The 19,094-nt window shown below is 71.3% G+C and carries 13 protein-coding genes and 2 pseudogenes; 10 read left to right on the top strand and 5 right to left on the bottom strand.

Annotation, left to right across the window (positions count from 1 at the left end):
* Positions 1-63 precede the first annotated feature (63 nt).
* The 3 genes and pseudogenes from ACH4LD_RS36050 to ACH4LD_RS36060 form a co-directional block, all read left to right on the top strand.
* Positions 64-1,275, top strand: a complete 1,212-nt coding sequence (locus tag ACH4LD_RS36050) for an FAD-dependent monooxygenase (protein WP_398057303.1) — start codon at positions 64-66, stop codon at positions 1,273-1,275.
* A gap of 419 nt (positions 1,276-1,694) precedes the next feature.
* A pseudogene (locus tag ACH4LD_RS36055) lies at positions 1,695-1,778 on the top strand (short-chain dehydrogenase); the annotation flags it as partial.
* Between the two features lie 2 nt (positions 1,779-1,780).
* Positions 1,781-2,218 (top strand): annotated as a pseudogene (locus tag ACH4LD_RS36060) (LLM class flavin-dependent oxidoreductase); the annotation flags it as partial.
* Between the two features lie 62 nt (positions 2,219-2,280).
* On the opposite strand, the gene ACH4LD_RS36065 reads toward ACH4LD_RS36060, so the two are convergent.
* Positions 2,281-3,345 (bottom strand): NAD(+)/NADH kinase, encoded by a 1,065-nt coding sequence (locus ACH4LD_RS36065; protein WP_398057302.1) that lies wholly within the window; start codon positions 3,343-3,345, stop codon positions 2,281-2,283.
* A gap of 217 nt (positions 3,346-3,562) precedes the next feature.
* On the opposite strand from ACH4LD_RS36065, the gene ACH4LD_RS36070 reads away from it, so the two are divergent.
* Positions 3,563-4,354: an MIP/aquaporin family protein gene (locus ACH4LD_RS36070; RefSeq protein ID WP_398057301.1), complete on the top strand. Its 792-nt coding sequence runs from the start codon at positions 3,563-3,565 to the stop codon at positions 4,352-4,354.
* A 214-nt stretch (positions 4,355-4,568) separates the two neighbouring features.
* The gene (locus ACH4LD_RS36075) at positions 4,569-7,337 is read left to right on the top strand and encodes an AAA family ATPase (protein ID WP_398057300.1); all 2,769 of its coding nucleotides are present in this window, start codon (positions 4,569-4,571) and stop codon (positions 7,335-7,337) included.
* 298 nt (positions 7,338-7,635) lie between these two features.
* Here the strand turns inward: ACH4LD_RS36075 and ACH4LD_RS36080 are convergent, their stop codons facing one another.
* From ACH4LD_RS36080 to ACH4LD_RS36095, 4 genes are all read right to left on the bottom strand, one after another.
* Positions 7,636-8,145, bottom strand: coding sequence for a hypothetical protein (locus ACH4LD_RS36080; protein ID WP_398057299.1), 510 nt, complete (start codon positions 8,143-8,145; stop codon positions 7,636-7,638).
* A gap of 70 nt (positions 8,146-8,215) precedes the next feature.
* Positions 8,216-8,395: a hypothetical protein gene (locus ACH4LD_RS36085; protein ID WP_398057298.1), complete on the bottom strand. Its 180-nt coding sequence runs from the start codon at positions 8,393-8,395 to the stop codon at positions 8,216-8,218.
* Between the two features lie 357 nt (positions 8,396-8,752).
* Positions 8,753-9,721, bottom strand: a complete 969-nt coding sequence (locus tag ACH4LD_RS36090) for an amidohydrolase family protein (RefSeq protein ID WP_398057297.1) — start codon at positions 9,719-9,721, stop codon at positions 8,753-8,755.
* 476 nt (positions 9,722-10,197) lie between these two features.
* Positions 10,198-11,241 carry a LacI family DNA-binding transcriptional regulator gene (locus tag ACH4LD_RS36095; protein ID WP_398057296.1) on the bottom strand — a complete coding sequence of 348 codons (1,044 nt, stop codon included), beginning with the start codon at positions 11,239-11,241 and terminating at the stop codon, positions 10,198-10,200.
* A 258-nt stretch (positions 11,242-11,499) separates the two neighbouring features.
* Between ACH4LD_RS36095 and ACH4LD_RS36100 the strand changes: the two genes are divergently transcribed.
* From ACH4LD_RS36100 to ACH4LD_RS36120, 5 genes are read left to right on the top strand one after another with little or no spacing between them, the layout of a single operon-like run.
* Complete coding sequence (locus ACH4LD_RS36100) at positions 11,500-12,795, top strand: ABC transporter substrate-binding protein (RefSeq protein WP_398057295.1); 1,296 nt, start codon at positions 11,500-11,502, stop codon at positions 12,793-12,795.
* A gap of 42 nt (positions 12,796-12,837) precedes the next feature.
* Positions 12,838-13,713 carry a carbohydrate ABC transporter permease gene (locus ACH4LD_RS36105; RefSeq protein ID WP_398057294.1) on the top strand — a complete coding sequence of 292 codons (876 nt, stop codon included), beginning with the start codon at positions 12,838-12,840 and terminating at the stop codon, positions 13,711-13,713.
* Positions 13,710-14,648, top strand: coding sequence for a carbohydrate ABC transporter permease (locus tag ACH4LD_RS36110; protein ID WP_398057293.1), 939 nt, complete (start codon positions 13,710-13,712; stop codon positions 14,646-14,648). Before ACH4LD_RS36105 ends, ACH4LD_RS36110 begins: the two co-directional genes overlap by 4 nt.
* 50 nt (positions 14,649-14,698) lie before the next feature.
* The gene (locus ACH4LD_RS36115; protein WP_398057292.1) at positions 14,699-15,961 is read left to right on the top strand and encodes a glycosyl hydrolase; all 1,263 of its coding nucleotides are present in this window, start codon (positions 14,699-14,701) and stop codon (positions 15,959-15,961) included.
* Complete coding sequence (locus ACH4LD_RS36120) at positions 15,954-18,974, top strand: alpha-mannosidase (RefSeq protein WP_398057291.1); 3,021 nt, start codon at positions 15,954-15,956, stop codon at positions 18,972-18,974. The genes ACH4LD_RS36115 and ACH4LD_RS36120 overlap by 8 nt, the downstream gene beginning before the upstream one ends.
* The last annotated feature ends 120 nt before the right edge of the window (positions 18,975-19,094 follow it).

The following is a 19,094-nucleotide window of genomic DNA, read 5'->3' on the forward strand; positions in this document are numbered from 1 at the left end:
ATGGAGAGATCTCTCCATTTGATTCTCTGGCACTACTCACCCCTTGACCAGGAGAGGACCGCCATGAGCACACCCCGCGCTCTCATCGTCGGCATGGGCATCGGAGGCCTGGCCACGGCCATGCGCTTGCGCGAGGTCGGGTGGGAGCCCCTGCTCGTCGAGCGTGCTCCCGAACGCCGGACCGCGGGTTACTTCATCGGCCTCTTCGGCACAGGCCGCGCCGCCGCTCAGCGGATGGGTGTCCTCCAGGCCATCGGCAACCGGGTCGCCGCCGACAGCGTCACCTACCAGATCGACCGCTCCGGCCGCCGCCGGCCGGGCATGGGCTACGCCGACCTTCCCGGGGGGCCCAGCATGATTCTCCGCGGAGACGTTGAGGCCGCCCTCTACAACCGCGTCGCCCCGCACACCGAGATCCGGTACGGCACCACGCCGACTGTCATCGAGGAGCACCCTGACGGCGTCGACGTCCGCCTGGCCACGACCACGGGGGACGATGCCGTCACGACCACGGAGCGCTTCGACCTTGTGGTGGGCGCCGACGGCTTGCGCTCCACCGTGCGCCGACTGGCCTTCGGCCCCGACGCCGACTTCCTGCGACCCTTCAACCACATCATCGGCGCGGCACTGCTCAAGGAGCCCCTCCCCGGCTACCGGCTTTGCGATGGGCTCATGCTGGGCGAACCGGGCCGTTCCGTGTGGACCTTCCCCTTCGCCGACCACCTGCCCACCGTGCTGTTCAACTACCGCACCGACGACGAGGACGCCCAGTTCCGCAACCCGCCCATCGAATCGCTCCGCCGGGCCTTCGGCCCCGAGCCGACCGGGCCGGTGCTGGAACATCTGTTCCAGCAGTTCGAGCAGGCCGACGACTATCTCTTCGACTCGGTCCACCAGGTGGAGATGTCCAGCTGGCACACCGATCGCGTCGTCCTGCTCGGCGACGCGGCCTGGTGCCTGACGCTGTACAGCGGGATGGGAGCCTCCACCGCCCTGGCCGGCGCGGACCTGCTCGGCACCCTGCTCCAGCGCAACGTGGGCAACACGGCCCGGGCACTACGTGAATGGGACCAGCGACTGCGGCCGTTCGTCGCCGGACAGCAGAAGGCCGGCCGTACCGAGGGCTTGACGATGTTCGTGCCCCAGACTCACCGGGACCTCGCGATACGTGCTGTCACCCGGAAGCTGGGGAGTACTCAGCTCGGCAAGCGCCTGATGGCCAAAACGATCGGCAAGACGTTCCAGGCCAAGTCCATCGATGTCGCCGGCATCTGAACCCGCGTCGTTCGCCGCCACGTCCTGGATCACCTGCGCAGCGCCGGTCTCGGGACACTGGCGGACCTGGGCTTCTGCGGCCTGGACAACAACCTGCGCGACTCCGGGGTCATAACCGGCTTCACCGCCACTCGCGCCCACCGGCTCACCCCGGCCCAGCAGGACGCCGACCACGTCCACGCCGTCGGACGCGCACCGGTCGAGCACGGCTTCGCCCACCTCAAGAACCGGCGGACCTCACCAAGCTCCGCACCGACCCCGCCCGCGCCACCCGCATCCTGCGTGCCCTGCTCGTTCTGACCACCCTCGAAGTCAACCGCTGAAGCCTGGATCTGCATGGCGATTGCGGTTCAGGCTCATCCCTGACCTACGGGTGGAACGGAATGGATCTGCCGAACCACCCCAGCAAGGAGAAGACCATGGGACGGCTCGACGGCAAGACCGTCGTCGTCACCGGCGGCACCAGCGGCATCGGACTGGCCTCGGCCCGCCGCTTCCGCGAGGGGCCGCCGAGCGGGGGATGAACCTGCAGAGCTCGACGCTCAAGGACGACGAGAGCGGGGAACCGCTGCACGTCCAGCAGCGCAAGCAGATCGAGGCGTACCGGGAGGCGTGGCGGGCGGCGGGCCACACCCGCGAGCCGCGGGTCTCGGTCAGCCGCAGCGTCTTCCCGCTCGTCGACGACCGGGACCGCGCCTGCTTCGGCCAGGAGCGCGCCTCGAAGGACCAGATCGGCTACATCGACCCCACCACCCGCAGCGTCTTCGGCCGGTCCTACGCCGCCGAACCCGGCGTACTCGTCAAACAGCTCGCGCAGGACGAGGCCGTCGCGGCCGCCGACACCCTGCTGCTCACCGTGCCCAACCAGCTCGGTGTCGCCTGCAACGCGCATGTCATCGACAGCGCTCTCACCCATGTGGCGCCGGAGCTCGGCCGGCGCTGACACCCAGGGTGAACGGGGGTGTGTGACGCATCAACCAACTGTCGGTGAAGGGTGCGCGGGTCTCAGCGTGCGGCGGCCGGCGGCGGCAGCCGCATGCCCGCCAGGTCCGGCGGGATGGGCGTGTCCGGGCGGAAGAACGGCGCCGAGGGGCCGTCCTCGGCCGTGGCGGGGGCGTCGGTGAGGCGGAAACGGCCCCGGAGGCGGCCGTAGAAGTCCGTCGGGTGGAGACGGATCAGCCGGACCCGGTCCGGGGCGCGGAAGACGCCGATCCAGTCACCGGGGTCCAGCACCCCCCGCAACTGGCCGTCGATGCTCACCGCGGCCTGCCCGGAATGGGGCAGGACGCGCAGGGCGACCGGTTCGTCGGGCGCTGCGACGATGCTGCGGTTGAAGGTCATGTGCGGGGCGATGGGGGTGAAGACCACCGCGTCCATGTGCGGGGAGAGCACGGGGCCGCCGGCGGCGAAGCTGTACGCGGTGGACCCGGTGGGCGTGGCGACGGCCAGCGCGTCGGCCGAGTACGACGCCAGCAGCCGGCCCGCCAGGTAGACGCCGACGCTCACCTGGCGGTCGCGGGCGAGCTTCTCCAGGACGACGTCGTTGAGGGCGTTGACGTCCAGGGCGACGCCCCAGCCCTGGCCCTCGGTGGTCTCCGTCCGGACGTGCGGGGCGGGCAGCATGGGGCCGTGCCCGTACCGCAGCAGGGCGTCCATCCCCTCCGGTATCTCCAACCGGCGCGAGGCGCGCATGGTGAGCGTCATGCGTTCCTCGACGACTGCACGATTCTCGTGGACGGCGTCCAGGGCCGCGGTGACGTCGCCCACCGGTACCTCGGTGAGGAAGCCGACCTTGCCCAGGTCGACGCCTAGGACGCTCGCCCCGCTCTTGACGGCGATCCGCGCGCCCCGCAGGAAGGTGCCGTCGCCGCCCAGGGTGACGACGAGGTCGGGGTTCCCTGCGGCCTCGGCCTCCTCGCGTCCGCCGCGCCGGCCGTGGTCCTTGGCCCACACGTCGATGTCGGTGCAGGGGATCCCACGGGCCTCGCTCCAGCGGTGCACGGTCAGTGCCGCCTCCCGGGCGGCGGCCCGTCCCTGGTGAACGACGAGACCTATGCGTTGTATGGGCATGCGGACATCATGCAATACATGACAACAGGTGGCACAGCCGAGGATGGGTGACTGCGCCGCACGTGAGGGCATCGAGGCGTCGGAGGTGACTTCACCACGGCATCTGTGGGGATTGCCCGAGGCACCGGCTGGTGCGGGCTCGATTTCACCACGTCGTCGTGGCTGCGAAGCTGCGCAGTGAGCGTTCCCGCTCCCATCCCGTACCGAGGTGACCCCCATGCCCGTGTCCGCCCGCCGTCCCGCCGCCGTGCCCACCGGACAGGTGTGGTGCGAGTTCGGTCTCACGACCGTGCTGCTCTTCCTCGTGGTGACCATCGTGCGCTGGCTCCGGGTGCCCACGTCCCCGCTGTACATCGGCGATCTGCGCCTCGCTCTCGCGGTCATCGGGCCGGTCGCCGGGCTGCTGATCACCGGACTGATCCTGTCGCCGTGGGGACGCCGCAGCGGCGGGCACATGAACCCGGCGGTGACCGTCGCCGTGTGGCTGATGGACGTCTTCCCCGGAGTGAGCGTCCTGCCCTACATCGCCGCCCAACTGGCGGGTTCGGTACTCGGGGCGTCCTTCGGCCGGCTGGTGTGGGGGCCGGTGGTGTCTACGGTCGGCTTCGGAGCCCTGCGGCCCGCCCCGACCTGGTCGCCGTCGGCCGTGTTCCTCGCGGAGGCCGGGTGCATCCTCGTCCTGGCCCTCGCCGTCGGCTTCCTGTTGGCCTACCCGGCGTTCGGCCGGTGGCTGCCGGCCACGGTGGGTGCGTGCATCGCGCTCATCATCGTGGTGTTCGGCCCGCTCAGCGGCGGTTCCGCCAACCCCGCGCGGCAGTTCGGACCCGCCCTGCTCGCCGGCCAGTTCACCGACCTGCTGAGCTACATGGTGGCGCCGGTCGTGGGCGCCGTCCTCGGGGCGTCGGTGCACCATCTGCTCTACCGGCGCCTCCAACTGCACGAGCCGATCACGTATAAGCTCGCCGGCACGGGCGACGCCGCCGGACGCGCCGGGGCGTCGCGGGTGTGACAGGGCCGTCGGCCGGCCTCGGCGGACGACCGTCCGCACGACCGACGGCCAGGGCGTCCGGTCACGGACGGCGCCTCACAGGCCTGCTTTCGCCGCCATAGGTGGTTCTCCGCAGAAAGGTACTTCCACCCGACAACGCGGTCACGGGGCGGCTGAGACCTGCCGTGCGAACCCCGCCTTGATACGCCGCCGGTCGCCGGGGGAGACTTCACAGGTGATCCAGCCCGGCGACCGACCCGAAACCCTCGTGGGACGCCTGCGAGAAATCGACTTTCTGCAGCGCTTTCTCCAGCAGACCGGAGTGAACGGCGGCACACTGCTGCTGTCCGGAGAGGCGGGTGTGGGCAAGACGGCCCTGCTGGAGACGACCGCCGACGCCGCCCGCGCGTCAGGAACGACGGTCCTGCGCGTGACCGGAGCCGAGTTCGAGGCCGAAGTGAGCTTCGCCGGGCTCAACCAGGCCCTGTATCCCCTGGTCGACGAGTTCTCCTCGCTCGGGGACGAACACGCCGGGGCGCTGCGCGTCGCCCTGGGCTTCGCGGTGGGCCCCGCTCCGGACCGGCTCCTGCTGTCCAACGCCGTGACCCTGCTGCTGCGCAGGACGGCCGCGCGTGCCCCACTGCTGCTGATCATCGACGATCTGCCCTGGCTGGACCGGGCCAGTGCGGGGGTGCTGAGTTTCGCGGCACGCCGGCTGATCGGCAGCAGGGTGGGCCTCCTGGCGGCCTTCAGAACCGGATCGGCCGGCTACTTCGACACCAGCGGCCTGCCCGAGCTGCCATTGCGAGCGCTGGACGACGAAGCGGCTGCTCAGCTGCTGGCAGAACGCTTCCCCGGCCTCGACCCTCAGGTGCGGGCGCGGGTGCTGAGCACAGCGCAGGGCAATCCCCTCGCCCTGCTGGAACTGCCGCACGCCGTACAGGAGACCCGGCGCGGCCCCGCCGAGCCCGTGCCCCGCATCCTCCCGCTGAGCCAACGCCTGCAAGGTCTGTTCGCGGCCCGGGTCGCGGCGCTGCCCGCCGCGACCCGTACCCTGCTGCTCACTGCCGCGCTGGAGAGCACCGGTGACCTCGGGGTGCTGCAAGCCGCCGCCGGCACCGGTTACCGGCTGGACGATCTCGCACCCGCCGAGCAGAAACAACTCGTCAGGGTCGCGGCCGCCTCTCACACGGTGACCTTCCGGCACCCCCTGATCCGGTCCGCCGTCGTGGCGGAGTCGACCTCCGCCCAGCGCCGACAGGCGCACCAGGCTCTGGCGCAGGTCCTCCATGACGACCTGGAGCGCCGGGCGTGGCACCTCGGCGAAGCAACCGTCGAACCCGACGAGGAGGTGGCGGCACTGCTCCAGGCGGCGGCCCGCCGTGTCCGGGGACGCGGGGACTACCAGGCCGTCATCTCCCTGCTCTGCCGGGCCGCCGATCTCAGCCCCACCACAGAGGCACGCGCCGGCCGCCTGGCCGAGGCCGCCTACATCGGAGCGGAGGGCCTGGCGGCGGGGAGCACCCCCGAACTGCTGCGGGGCATCCACCAGTCCCACGATCAGCCCTCCGCTTCCCTGCACTACGCGTCCGCGGCCGCGCTCCAGCTGCTTGATTCGGACGGGCACGTGGACACCGCCCACCGCCTGCTGGCCGAGGCGATCGAGGCGTGGCCGAACCGTGCGGACGCCCACGACGAGGAACTGGTCAGCGCGCTGTTCGCCCTGGCCCTGGTCTGCATCGTCGGAGGACGGGCCGCTCTGTGGACGGCCTTCCACAGAGCGGTGGCCCGTCTCCGGCCCGAACCACCGGAGCTGCTGGTCCTGGGCATGGGCCTGTACGGCGCCGATCCCGTCCGCACCGGGGTGGCCCTGCTGCCACTGCTGGACGCCCGGCTCGCGACGATCCATCAGGAAGTGGACCCCGGCGTGGTGCAGACCGTGGCGGCGAGCGCGATCTACGCGGACCGGTTGGCCGAGGTACGGGAGGCACTGTGGCGGGCCATCCGGCAGGGCCGGGCCGACGGGCCCGGCAGACGGAGGATCGTCGCTCTCATGGATGTGTGTATCGACGACTTCGTCCGCGGTGAGTGGGCCGAGGCCTCGGAACTCGCGGCCGAGGGGCTCGCCGTGTGCGAGGAGTTCGGGGGCAGGTTCTTCAGCTTCTACTTCCGCTATCACCAGGCTCTCCTCGCCGCCGTCCAGGGCAGGTTCGAGACCAGCCGGGCCCTCACCGACCAGATGATCGGCTGGGCCGGTCCGCGCGGCGTGGGCATGGCGCAGACGTACGCCCGCCATGCCCTGGTCCTGGCCGACCTCGGGGAGGGTGACTTCGAGGCGGCCTATCAGCACGCGACGGAGATCAGTCCCGCCGGGACTCTCGCCTCGCACGTACCGCACAGTCTCTGGGTCGCCTTGGAACTGGTCGAGGCCGCCGTCCGCACGGACCGCAGGGCCGAGGCCGAACGCCACGTACGCGTGCTGCGCGAGTCGGGCGTCGCCGCTCTCTCACCCCGGCTCGCGATGCGGGAGGCGGCCGCCGCGGCACTCGTCGCCGACGACGATGCCGTGCGGCTCTTCGAGCACGCCCTGACGGCGCCGCAGGCCGGCGAGTGGCCCTTCGACACCGCGCGGATCCGCCTGCTCTACGGCGAACGGCTGCGCCGCTCGCGGGCGATGAGCGAGGCGAAGGCCCAACTCAGGCAGGCACTCGACGCCTTCGAGAAGCTCGGTGCCACGCCCTGGGCGGCACGTGCCGAACGGGAGCTGAGGGCGGCGGGACAGGCCACGCGCGCCCCCGCCAGCACCCGGGGCGTGGCCGCCCTGACCCCGCAGGAACTGGAGATCGCACAGCTCGCGGCGTCCGGCATGACGAACAAGGAGATCGGCGAGCGGCTGTTCATCTCACCACGGACGGTGAGCAGTCATCTGTACCAGATCTTCCCGAAGCTGGGCATCACCAAGCGGGCGGCCCTACGGGACGCACTCGGCAGGGACATTGCCTGAGGTGATCCGGGAGAACCCGCTCAGGTCGACGCCGGTGACCACGTCGTAGTCCTCCCGGGTGTACTCGGTGAACGGCTCGGCGACGAAGAATCCGGCCGTTGTCGACGGGGCTGTCGATGCGGCCGAACCGCTCGATCGCGGCGGCGGCGCGCTCGGCCGTGGCGGGGTCGGCGATGCCGTTCTGAACAGTGTCGGCGTCCTGTGTGTCCGGTACGGCGATGGTCCGCGAAGTAACGACCACGGCATGACCGGGCTTGCGATGAGCCTGGTCCAGGCCGGCCCGTTCCCTCTCAGACCGTCACGCCGCCCGGGACGCCCGTGCCCGGAGCTTCCTGAGCCACTCCTCCACCATGCGCCGGGCGGACGCCGCGTCCGCTTCCCGGTGTGCGATGGCTGCGGGACCGCGCGCCGCGAACCCCGTGAGGACCAGGGTCCGGTCTCCGCGGGCCAGGAGCAGCCACTCCTGGTACAGACCGAGATCGGTGCCGAGCGCGAACCACGCCAGTCTGCTGCAGGGGCTGCACTCGCCGACCCGTGCGCGCACCTCCAGCCCGTCGAGCCGATAGGCGAACTCGCTGTCGGTCCGCAGTCCCGGCGGATCAATATTCACCGCAGGCCGCTCCTCGACCGGCCTGACGTTCCGTGCCCCGCCGCACAGGTCGGCCAAGCACCCGAAGACGACTTCTGGCCGCGCGTCGAGGTCGGCCGCGCCGACGGCCCAGAGGTCGGAGAAGTCCGGGGAGTAGCCGATCGGCCAGTGCATGAGTCGGCAGCCATCCGGCTGGTCCGCCGCGGGCACATCGAACACGTGTCTTCCTCCGTGCGGCTCCTGGTGGTTTCTTCCCCAGCCAGGCTTCCCGATGGCCCACGGGTTGGCATCAGTCGTTCGACGGAGTCCCGCGCATGATGAGCGTCCCGGCACCGGTGTGGGCACCCCGCCTGCTCAGGCCGGGCAGCGCGCCGAGGACCAGGCGAGCGGTGGCGTCGACGGTGAACGTACGGGGGAAGACGCCACCCGCCCACGCGCGCGGGGCACGGTCGGTGAGGTGGCGCAGCACCGGGCGCACAGTCCGTCGGCCGCGACGAGGAGCCGGTTCACGGCGTCCCTGCGGCCGGGCCGCGCCAGGTCGAGGGCGACGTTGCCGGTGCCGACGAGCCCGCGAACCCCGACCGGGTCAGGAGGGGATGGGCCGACGGGGTGCCGCTGGTCACGGCCGTGAAGACACCGAAGACCGCGCGGCCGGTCACGTTGACGGCCAGGGTGGTCCGGGCAAGGCGGCCGGGCAGGGCCACAGCACGGCGCCGTAGCGTGCGACGGCGCGACCGCTCCCCCGGCCGCGTGCCCTGAACGGCGGCGGCCCGCCGGTGGGACGTGACCATGACACGACTCTTCGCGAGCGCGGTGCGCGGACCGCTCAGTGTCCGGCGGCCAGGTCCGGCAGCAACCGGGCAGCGTTACGAGTGGTCAGCGCACGCCAGGTGTCACCGGCCGGCTGCTCGGCCGCGTCGACGGAGGCGATCTGCGCGACGGCCCCCGCGGCCGGGGTCCAGCAGTAGTCGCTGCCGTAGAGCAGGCGGTCGTAGCCGAAGGTGGTCGTGAGCACCGGGATCTGGTGCGGGAAGGGACTGCCGGCCATGTCGAACCAGAGGCGGCGCAGCTGCTCCTGCACGGTGGGGCCGTCCGGGTCGCCGAAGCCGAACACGGTCCGGAACAGTTCCATGCGGTCGGCGAGCAGGGGCAGCGCGCCACCGCCGTGGGTGAAGACCCACTGGATGCGCGGGTAGCGGCGCAGCGCTCCGCTGAACACCAGGTCGGAGACGGCACGGGTGGAGTCGAACAGGAACTCCAGCATGGGCCGGGGCCGGCCGAGGGAGACGGCCTCGTGGCAGGGCGGCGAGGTGGGGTGGACGAAGACGACGGCGCCGCGCTCGTCCAGGTCCCGCCAGAGGGGTTCGAAGCGGGCGTTGCCGAGATAGGCGCCGTCGTGGTTGGTCTCGACGGCCACGCCGTGGCTGCCGAGGACGTCCAGGGCGTGGGCGGCCTCGGCACGGGCGCCGTCCACGTCGGGCAGCGGGAGGGAGGCGAAGTGCCCGAAGCGGCCGGGGTGTGCGCGCAGCACGTCCGCCGCGAACTCGTTGACCCGTCGGCTGAGCAGGCGCGCGGCGTGGTCGTCGCCGAAGTGCGTGCCGGGCGACGAGACGGACAGCACACTGGTGCGGATGCCGTGGGCGTCCATGAGGTCCAGGTGCCCGGCCGCCGACCAGGTGGGGTAGCCCCGCATTCCGTCGGGGAGCAGGTGTCCCGCGGCCCTGGCCGCCTCGACGTAGTCGGCGGTGACGAAGTGGGCGTGGACGTCGACGAGTCGCTCGGCTGTCGCGGTCACGGGGGTCCTCCATTCCTGACCGGCGACATGAGCTGGGTGCGTACCGCGGGCGGGGACATGCGGTCCCCGCGGCGGCGCCCAGGCCGGTCCCCCGATTCTCGTCAGGCGGCACCCCGGAGGGCCATGGGGTGATCCCCATGACCCGACGCGTCCTGCATGGGGATCACCCCACGGTCGTGGGCCGCGGTGCCCGTTCCCGGGTCTGTCCGAGGGTGCGTGTGGTGCCGGCCCGGGGCGCTCGGGCGGCACGCTCCTCCGGCCCGGGACGCTCGCGCTCGACGTACCCGGGTTCCGGCCGGTACGGCGAGTGGGGGCACCGCCCGCGCACGAGGCAGTGGAGGAGCGTGCGGCACGACACGCGGCGGGCGGGAGTCGTGCCGTCGGTCGTGGTGGCGGCCGGTGTCCGACCGTTGGGTGCGGTGGCGCGCCGAGTCGCCCTCCTCACCCCGTCATCGGTCCCGCCCGTGCCGGCGGTGTCAGTCCGGAGCCGGCCCCGTGCTCTCCCGGGCGATGAGTTCGGGCAGCGGGACCTGGACCGTGCCCGGGGAGGCGCCGTCCAGCAGGGACACCAGTTCCCGGGCGGCCGTGCGGCCGAAGGCCACCGTGTCCCGGGACAGCGCGGACAGCCAGGGCTTGACCATCCGGCAGAGCGCGGAGTCCTCCCAGGAGACCACCGACACGTCGTCCGGCACGGTGAAGCCCAGTTCGGCCGCGGCGCCGACGCCCGCGACCGCCATCACGTCGTTGTCGTAGATCAGTGCCGTGGGCGGGGCGGCGGCGCTCAGCACCCGGCGGGTGACGGCGGCTCCCTGCGCGTCGGAGTAGTCGGTGGTCACGGAGCGGACCTCGGTCAGCCCGCGCCGTTCGGCCTCGGCGCGCAGGCTGCGCACCCGCCGCTGGGTGTGCGCCAGGCCGGGGAGACCGGCGATGTGCACGATCCGCCGGTGACCGAGCGCGTGCAGTTCCGCGACGACGGCGGCCATCGCGCCGGCGTCGTCGGCCCACACCGCCGACAGCTTGGGGTCCAGTCCGGCCGGCGCGCCCCCGATCACCACGGCGGGCAGGCCGAGTTCGTCGAGGAGGCCGGGGCGCGGGTCGTCGATGCGGGGGTCGACCATGAGGACGCCGTCGACCCGGTGCTCGGCCCACCAGGTCCGGTATACCGCGCATTCGTCGGCAATGTCCTCTACAACTTGGAAGAGCAGACCGAGGTGTCGCTCGGCCAGCACTTCCTGGATGCCCGAGACCAACTGGAGGAAGAACGAGTCCACGCCGAGGGTGTGCGCGGGCCGGGCCAGCACGAACCCGACCGTCGCCGTCCCCTCACCGGACAGCTGCCGTGCGGCGGTGCTCGGCCGCCAGCCGAGCTGTTCGGCCACCCGGCGCACCCGGGCGCGGGTCACCTCGGAGACGCCGGGCCGGTTGTTGAGGGCGAAGGAGACGGCGCTCTCGGAGACCCCCGCCCGCCGCGCGATGTCCTTCATCGTCGGCCGGCGAGCCGGTGCACGCTTGTCCGTCACTTCCGCTCCCATTCCCTGGCATCGAGCACTAAAGCGCTTGAGCGTGACCAGCCTAAAGCGCATTAGCGATCGGAGACAAGAGCCTCGCACCACCCTTGTCCCGCTCGCGTCAAGACCGCGTGACCTGCGACTTCTATGGATGTTCGGAAGTTCTCAGTCGAATCCATTGACATTTTTCCGCCACAGGATGCAATGTCTGCCCCTGAACCCGTGGCCGGCATCGTCGCCGTGGCCCACCGTCCGAAGGAGCCCCCAGCCGTGCGCATATCCCGCAGAACCCTCGCCACCGCTGTCGCCGTCGCGGCCCTGCTGCCGCTGAGTGCCTGCGGCTCCGGGAACGACGACAGCTCGTCCGGCGACGCCTCGGGCAAGATCGAGGGGAACATCACCTTCCAGACCTGGAACCTGCGCGCCAACTTCAAGCCCTACTTCGAGGGCGTCATCGCCGACTTCGAGCACAAGTACCCGGGCACCCACGTGAAGTGGGTCGACCAGCCCGCCGAGGGCTACGCGGACAAGCTCAGCGCGGAGGCGGCCGGCGGCACGCTGCCCGACGTGGTCAACGTCTCCCCCGACCTGGCCGCCCCGCTCGCCAAGGCCGGGCTCGCCCTGAACCTGGACAAGGACAAGGCGGCGGCGAAGTACAAGAGCGAGTACCTGCCGGGTGCGTGGAGCAGCACCGACATCCCGGGCCTGCCGGGCACCTGGGCGTTCCCCTGGTACCTGAACACCGGCCCGCTGTTCTACAACAAGGCCCTGTTCAGGGAGGCCGGCCTCAACCCCGACCAGCCGCCGAAGACGTACGCCGAACTGTTCAAGGTCGGCCTGCAGATCGCCAAGAAGACCGACGGCAAGGTCGCCACCCTCGCCAACGTTCCGGCCATCGAGGACTTCGGCCGCTACGGCGTCCAGCTGATGAACAAGGAAGGCACCGGTTTCACCTTCAACGACGCCAAGGGTGTCGAACTCCTCACCAAGTACAAGGAGTTGTTCGACGCCAAGGCCCTCGACCCGCAGGCCCTGACCGCCACGCCCGAGTCGTCCGGCCGGAAGTTCCTCACCGGGGCCGTCGCCATGAATCCCGGCAGCGCGCTGGACCTGAAGAACTTCAAGACGCAGGCGCCGACCCTGTACAAGAACATCGGCATCACCGACCAGATCACCAGCACCGGCCACGTCAACATGTACGTGCAGAACCTGATGGTGAACGCCCAGTCCAAGCAGAAGCCCGCGGCCGTGGCCTTCGCGCACTTCGTCACCGACGCGAAGAACCAGATGGCCTTCGCCAAGCAGGTCGCCATCTTCCCGAGCACCGCGGGCTCCCTGAACGACCCGTACTTCACCAAGGAGGACGGTACCGACGAGACCCGGGTCCGGGTGGCCGCCGCCAAGTCCCTGAAGACGGCCGTGAACTACACACCCGTGCAGTTCAGCGACCAGATGAAGACCGCGCTCCAGCAGGAGGTCGCCAAGGCGCTCCAGGGCAAGGAGAGCCCCAAGCAGGCGCTCGACAACGCTGTCAAGGCCTGCGACCAGCTGCTCAAGCAGGGCTGATCCGCCGTGGCCCTCTCCTCCCCTGCTCGCCGGGGCCCCCGGGTGCGGCGTCAGCTGCCCACCAGTCCGTGGCTGTTCGCCGCACCCGGGTTGCTGGTCACCGCCGCGTTCGTGCTGTACCCGTTCGTGTCGACCGTGGTGAACTCCTTCACCGACCGTCGCACGCTGATCCCGGGCCGGTTCGTCGGTCTCGCCAACTACCGCGAGATGCTCCACGACGACATGTTCTGGATCGCCCTGCGCAACAGCACGCTGTACATCCTCGGGGTCGTCCCCGCGCTCGTGATCCTGCCGCTGCTGCTCGCCCTGCTGGTGCAGAAGCACATCCCCGGCATCTCCTTCTTCCGGTCCGCCTTCTACACCCCGGTCGTGGCCTCGATCGTGGTCGTCGGCCTGATCTGGGTGTGGCTGCTGGACGAACGCGGACTGATCAACTCGCTGCTGGAGACCCTGGGCGCGAGCCCGGTCGGGTTCCTCAGCGACCAGTGGCTGATCCTGGTCAGCGCCATGGCGGTCACGGTGTGGAAGGGCCTCGGCTACTACATGATCATCTACCTGGCCGCGCTCGCGAACGTGCCGCGCGAACTGCACGAGGCCGCCGCCGTGGACGGCGCGGGCGCGGTCCGCCGCTTCCTCAGCGTCACGGTGCCCGCGGTACGGTCCACGATGGTTCTGGTGGCCGCGCTCGCCTCGGTCTCCGCCTTCAAGGTGTTCTCCGAGGTGTACCTGATGGCCGGCCCGACCGGCGGCCCGGCCGGCGAGGACACCACCCTCGTGATGCTCGTACAGCGCACCGGCACCGGCCTCAGCGGCCGGGTCGGCTACGCCTCCGCGATCTCCGTGGTGGTCTTCGTGATCACCGTGGTGCTGATGCTGCTGGTGCTGCGCGCGGACCGGAAGGACGAGGCCCAGGCATGACCGACACCCTGCGCACCCCGGGCGAGCACACCGCCAGCCCGGGCCACCCGACGGCCGGCACCGCCCGGCGGACCGGCCGCCGCCCCCGTTTCACCGACGAGACCGGCCAACGGGTCAGGCCCTGGGAACTCGTCCTGCGCTACCTGCTGCTGCTCGCCGTGCTGGCCCTGACGATCGGCCCGTTCCTGTGGCAGCTGTCGACCTCGCTGAAGGGCCCGACGGAGGACATCTACAGCTCTCCTCCGTCGTTCCTGCCCGAGCACCCCACCCTGCACAACTACAGCCGGGTCGCGAGCGTCATCCCCGTCTGGGACTACGCCCTGAACTCCCTCAAGGTCGCCGTCGCCAGCGTGATCACCAACTGCGTCGGCTCCGCCCTCGCCGGCTACGCCCTGGCCCGGCTGCGCTACCGGGGCCGCGGGGCGCTGACCCTGGTCTTCATCCTGGCGCTGCTGGTGCCCGCCGAGAGCATCATCATCGCCCAGTTCACGACCATGCGGTCGCTGGACCTGAACAACACCCTCATCGGCGTGGTGCTGCCCGGCTGCGTCGGCGCGATGAACGTGCTGCTGATGCGCAACGCCTTCCTCAACCTGCCGTACGAGATCGAGGAGGCGGCCTTCGTCGACGGCGCCAACGTCTGGCAGCGGTTCCTGCGGATCGCGCTGCCGTCGGTCAAGGGCACCCTCGCCGTCGTCGCGATCTTCGCCTTCATGGGCGCCTGGGACGACTTCCTGTGGCCGCTGATCGTGCTCGGCGACCCGGGCAAGTTCACCCTCACCGTCGGCCTGAACTACCTGCACGGCACGTTCGCCAACGACCAGCGGCTGGTCGCCGCCGGCACGGTCATCGCCGTGGCCCCGCTCATCGTCCTCTTCGCCTGTCTCCAGCGGTACTTCTTCCGCGGGGTCGGCGAGGGCGCCGTCAAGGGCTGAGCGCCGACCGAAGGCCGCCCGCCTCACCGAAACCCCCCGCAAGGACACCCATGCCTCCTGCCGTGCGCTTCGGCGTCAACTACACCCCCAGCGAAGGGTGGTTCCACCACTGGCTCGACTTCGACCTCGACTCCGTACGCGCCGACCTGGACTCGATCGCCGAGCTCGGCCTGGACCACGTCCGGGTCTTCCCGCTGTGGCCCTACTTCCAGCCGAACCGGGCCCTCGTCCGGCCGCGCGCGGTGGAACAGCTCGTGGCCCTCGCCGACGCCGCCGCCGAACGCGGACTGGACGTGAACGTGGACGGCCTGCAGGGCCACCTGTCCAGCTTCGACTTCCTCCCCGCCTGGACCCGCACCTGGCACCGGCGCAACATCTTCACCGACCCCGAGGTCATCGACGGACAGGCCGCCTACCTGCGCACCCTCGCCGCCGCCCTCGCCGACCGGCCCAACTTCATCGGCATGACCGTCGGCAACGAGGTCAACCAGTTCAGCGCCGGCCCCCACCCCGATCCCGACCGGGCCACCCCCGAGCAGATCGACACCTGGCTGGAGCGCATGCTCGCCGCCTGCGAGGAGGGCGCCCCCGGCCGGCTGCACCTGCACGCCGAGTACGACGCCACCTGGTACCAGCACGACATGCCGTTCACCCCGGCCCAGGCCGCCCGGTACGGCGGCGTCACCGCCGTGCACTCCTGGGTGTTCAACGGCACCGCGCAGCGCCACGGCCGTGCCTCCGTGCCCAGCGAGCACCACGCCGCCTACCTGGTGGAACTCTCCAAGGCCTGGGCCGACGACCCGCACCGTCCGGTGTGGCTCCAGGAGGTCGGCGCCCCCGCTCCGCTGGTCCCCGCCGAGCACGCCGCCGCCTTCACCGAGGCGACCGTCGCGAACGTCCTGGACTGCCCCGGCCTGTGGGGCGTCACCTGGTGGTGCTCCCACGACGTCTCGCGCGGCCTCGCCGACTTCCCGGAACTTGAGTACTCCCTCGGCCTGCTGACCAACGACCGGCGGCCGAAGGACATCGCACGGGTGCTGGCCGACGCCGCCCGCCGGACCCACCCCGCCCCGGCACCCCGCACCACCGCCCTCGTCGTACCGGCCGACCCGGAACAGCGCACCGCGCTGGCGCCGGGCGGCACGGTGTACGACGCCTTCTTCCGGCTCACCGCCGACGGCGCCCGGCCCACCACGGTCCTCGACGTCCGCGCGGACGACACCGATCATCTGCTGGCCCGTGGTATCACCGAGACCGTCACGGCCGAGCAGGTCCTCACCCCGCAGCACCGATGGAGCACCCCGCATGCATGACGACCGCACGCTGATCGAAGCCCGCCTCAAGCGTGTCCTGGACGAACGGATCCGCCCCGCCGTGTACCCGGAGTCGGTGCCGCTGGAGGTCGCGGTGTGGAACGCGCCGGGTGAACCGGTGCCGGTCGAGGAGGGCCTGGCCGCCGAGCCCGAGCCGATCGCGGTGGGGTCCCGCTGGGGTGCCCCCTGGGGGACGAGCTGGTTCCGGGTGACCGGCACCGTGCCCGAGGCGTGGGCCGGCAAGACGGTCGAGGCGATTCTCGACCTGGGCTTCGACGAGAACATGCCCGGTTTCCAGTGCGAGGGCCTGGTCTACCGGCCCGACGGCTCCCCGGTGAAGGGCCTGAACCCGCGCAACCAGTGGGTGCGGATCGGGGCGCCGGTCGCGGGCGGCGAGGAGGTCCGCCTGCACGTCGAGGCCGCCTCCAACCCGGTGATCCTGGACTACCACCCCTTCCTGCCCACGCAGCTCGGGGACAAGGAGACCGCCGGGAGCGAGCCGCAGTACACGCTCACCCGCATGGACCTGGCCGTGTTCGACGAGACGGTGTGGCAGCTCGTGATGGACCTGGAGGTCCTGGGCGAGCTGATGGCCGAGCTGCCCGAGGACTCCGCCCGCCGCTACGACATCCTGCGGGCGGTGGACCGTGCGCTGGACGTGGTGGACCTCCAGGACGTCAACGGCACCGCCGCCCGGGCCCGGGAACAGCTGACCGACGTCCTCGCGGCGCCCGCCGTCCCGTCCGCGCACCGGATCAGCGCCGTCGGCCACGCGCACATCGACTCCGCCTGGCTGTGGCCGCTGCGGGAGACGGTGCGCAAGGTGGCGCGCACGACGTCGAACATGACCGCGCTGCTGGAGGACGAGCCGGAGTTCGTCTTCGCGATGTCGCAGGCGCAGCAGTGGGCGTGGGTGCGCGACCACCGGCCCGAGGTGTGGGCGCGGGTGAAGAAGGCCGTCGCCGACGGCCGGTTCGTGCCCGCCGGCGGCATGTGGGTGGAGTCGGACACCAACATGCCCGGCTCGGAGGCCATGGCACGGCAGTTCGTGCACGGCAAGCGGTTCTTCCTCGACGAGTTCGGGGTGGAGAACGAGGAGGCGTGGCTGCCGGACACGTTCGGCTTCGCGGCCGGTCTGCCGCAGATCATCAAGGCGGCCGGGTCCAAGTGGCTGCTGACGCAGAAGATCTCCTGGTCGCAGACGAACAAGTTCCCCCACCACACGTTCCAGTGGGAGGGCATCGACGGCACCCGGATCTTCACGCACTTCCCGCCCGTCGACACCTACAACTGCTCGATGAAGGGCAGCGAGATCGCCCACGCGGCGAAGAACTTCAAGGACAAGGGGCGCGCCCGGCACTCCCTGGCCCCGACCGGCTGGGGTGACGGCGGCGGCGGCACCACCCGGGAGATGGTCGCCAAGGCCGCCCGGCTGCGCGACCTGGAAGGCTCCGCGCAGGTGGCCTGGGAGACCCCGCAGGCGTTCTTCGAGAAGGCCGAGGCGGAGTACCCCGAGCCGCCCGTGTGGGTGGGCGAGCTGTACCTGGAACTGCACCGGGCGACCCTGACCAGCCAGGCCAAGACCAAGCAGGGCAACCGGCGCAGCGAGCACCTCCTGCGCGAGGCCGAACTGTGGGCGGCCACCGCGGCTGTCCGTGCCGGGTTCCCCTACCCGTACGAGGAGCTGGACCGGATCTGGAAGACGGTGCTGCTGCACCAGTTCCACGACATCCTGCCCGGCTCCTCCATCGCCTGGGTCCACCGCGAGGCACGCGCCACCTACGAGCGCCTGGCCGGCGAACTGAACGCGATCATCGAGGGCGCCCAGCGGGCGCTGGCCGGCGAGGGCACCACCGAGCTGGTCTTCAACTCCGCCCCGCACGAGCGGGCGGGTGTGGCCGCGGGCGGTGCCACCGCCCCGGCACTGACCGGCTCCACCACGCTCGTTCCTCGTCAGGACGGCGGGTTCGTGCTGGACAACGGCCTGTTGCGCATCGAGATCGACGCCCAGGGACTGGTCGTCTCCGCCTACGACCTGGCCGCCGACCGCGAGACCATCGCCCCGGGCCACGCGGCGAACCTCCTCCAGCTCCACCCCGACTTCCCCAACATGTGGGACGCCTGGGACGTGGACGAGTTCTACCGCAACACCGTCACCGACCTCACCCAGGCCGAGTCGGTCACCGCCGGGGCGGACGGCACCTCCGTCCAGGTCGTGCGCGCCTTCGGCGACTCCCGCGTCACCCAGGTCCTGTCCCTGCCGCCGGGTGAGCAGCGCCTGGTGGTGGACACCGAGGTCGACTGGCACGAGACGGAGAAGTTCCTCAAGCTCGCCTTCCCCCTCGACGTGCATGCCGAACGCTACGCCTCGGAGACCCAGTACGGGCACGCCTACCGGCCCACCCACACCAACACCTCCTGGGAAGCGGCCAAGTTCGAAGCCTGCAACCACCGCTTCCTGCACCTGGAGGAACCCGGCTGGGGCGTCGCGGTCGTCAACGACTCCACCTACGGCCACGACGTCACCCGCACCGTCCGCACCGACGGCGACGGCGGTACGACCACCACCGTCCGGGTCTCGCTGCTGCGTGCCCCGCGCTTCCCCGACCCCGAGACCGACCAGGGCGTCCACCGCTTCCGCCACGCCCTCGTCCCCGGCGCCTCCATCGGCGACGCCGTCCGCGAGGGCTGGCGGATCAACCTCCCCGAACGGCGTCTCACCGGCGCCGGGGCAGTCGCCCCGCTGGTCACCGTCGACAACGACGCCGTCGTCGTGACCGCCGTCAAACTCGCCGACGACGGCAGCGGTGACGTCATCGTCCGCTTCCACGAAGCCCACGGCAGCCGGGTCCGGGCGACCCTGACGGCCGGCTTCGAGGTCTCCGGCCTCACCGTCACGGACCTGCTGGAGCGGCCCCTCGCGGACGCGGCCAACCCGGAACGCGACGGCGGACGGATCACCGTACGCCTGCGCCCGTTCGAGCTGGTGACGTTGCGCCTGCGGCGGGCGTGACCACGGGAACCATGAAGGGGGCGCGGGGCCCGCCCCCGGCCCCCCCCCCCCGGGGGGGGGGGCGCCCGGAACCCCCCGGGGGAGGGCCCCCCCGCGGGCACCGGGGTTCAGCAAGGTACA

This window comes from Streptomyces sp. NPDC017676, from assembly GCF_044329325.1.
GTDB lineage: Bacteria > Actinomycetota > Actinomycetes > Streptomycetales > Streptomycetaceae > Streptomyces.

Excerpts from the sequence above, each read along its gene's own strand:
- ACH4LD_RS36120 (WP_398057291.1), top strand. The coding sequence starts at position 15,954 with ATGCATGACGACCGCACGCTGATCGAAGCCCGCCTCAAGCGTGTCCTG.
- ACH4LD_RS36115 (WP_398057292.1), top strand. The coding sequence starts at position 14,699 with ATGCCTCCTGCCGTGCGCTTCGGCGTCAACTACACCCCCAGCGAAGGG.
- ACH4LD_RS36110 (WP_398057293.1), top strand. The coding sequence starts at position 13,710 with ATGACCGACACCCTGCGCACCCCGGGCGAGCACACCGCCAGCCCGGGC.
- ACH4LD_RS36070 (WP_398057301.1), top strand. The coding sequence starts at position 3,563 with ATGCCCGTGTCCGCCCGCCGTCCCGCCGCCGTGCCCACCGGACAGGTG.
- ACH4LD_RS36065 (WP_398057302.1), bottom strand. The coding sequence starts at position 3,345 with ATGCCCATACAACGCATAGGTCTCGTCGTTCACCAGGGACGGGCCGCC.
- ACH4LD_RS36050 (WP_398057303.1), top strand. The coding sequence starts at position 64 with ATGAGCACACCCCGCGCTCTCATCGTCGGCATGGGCATCGGAGGCCTG.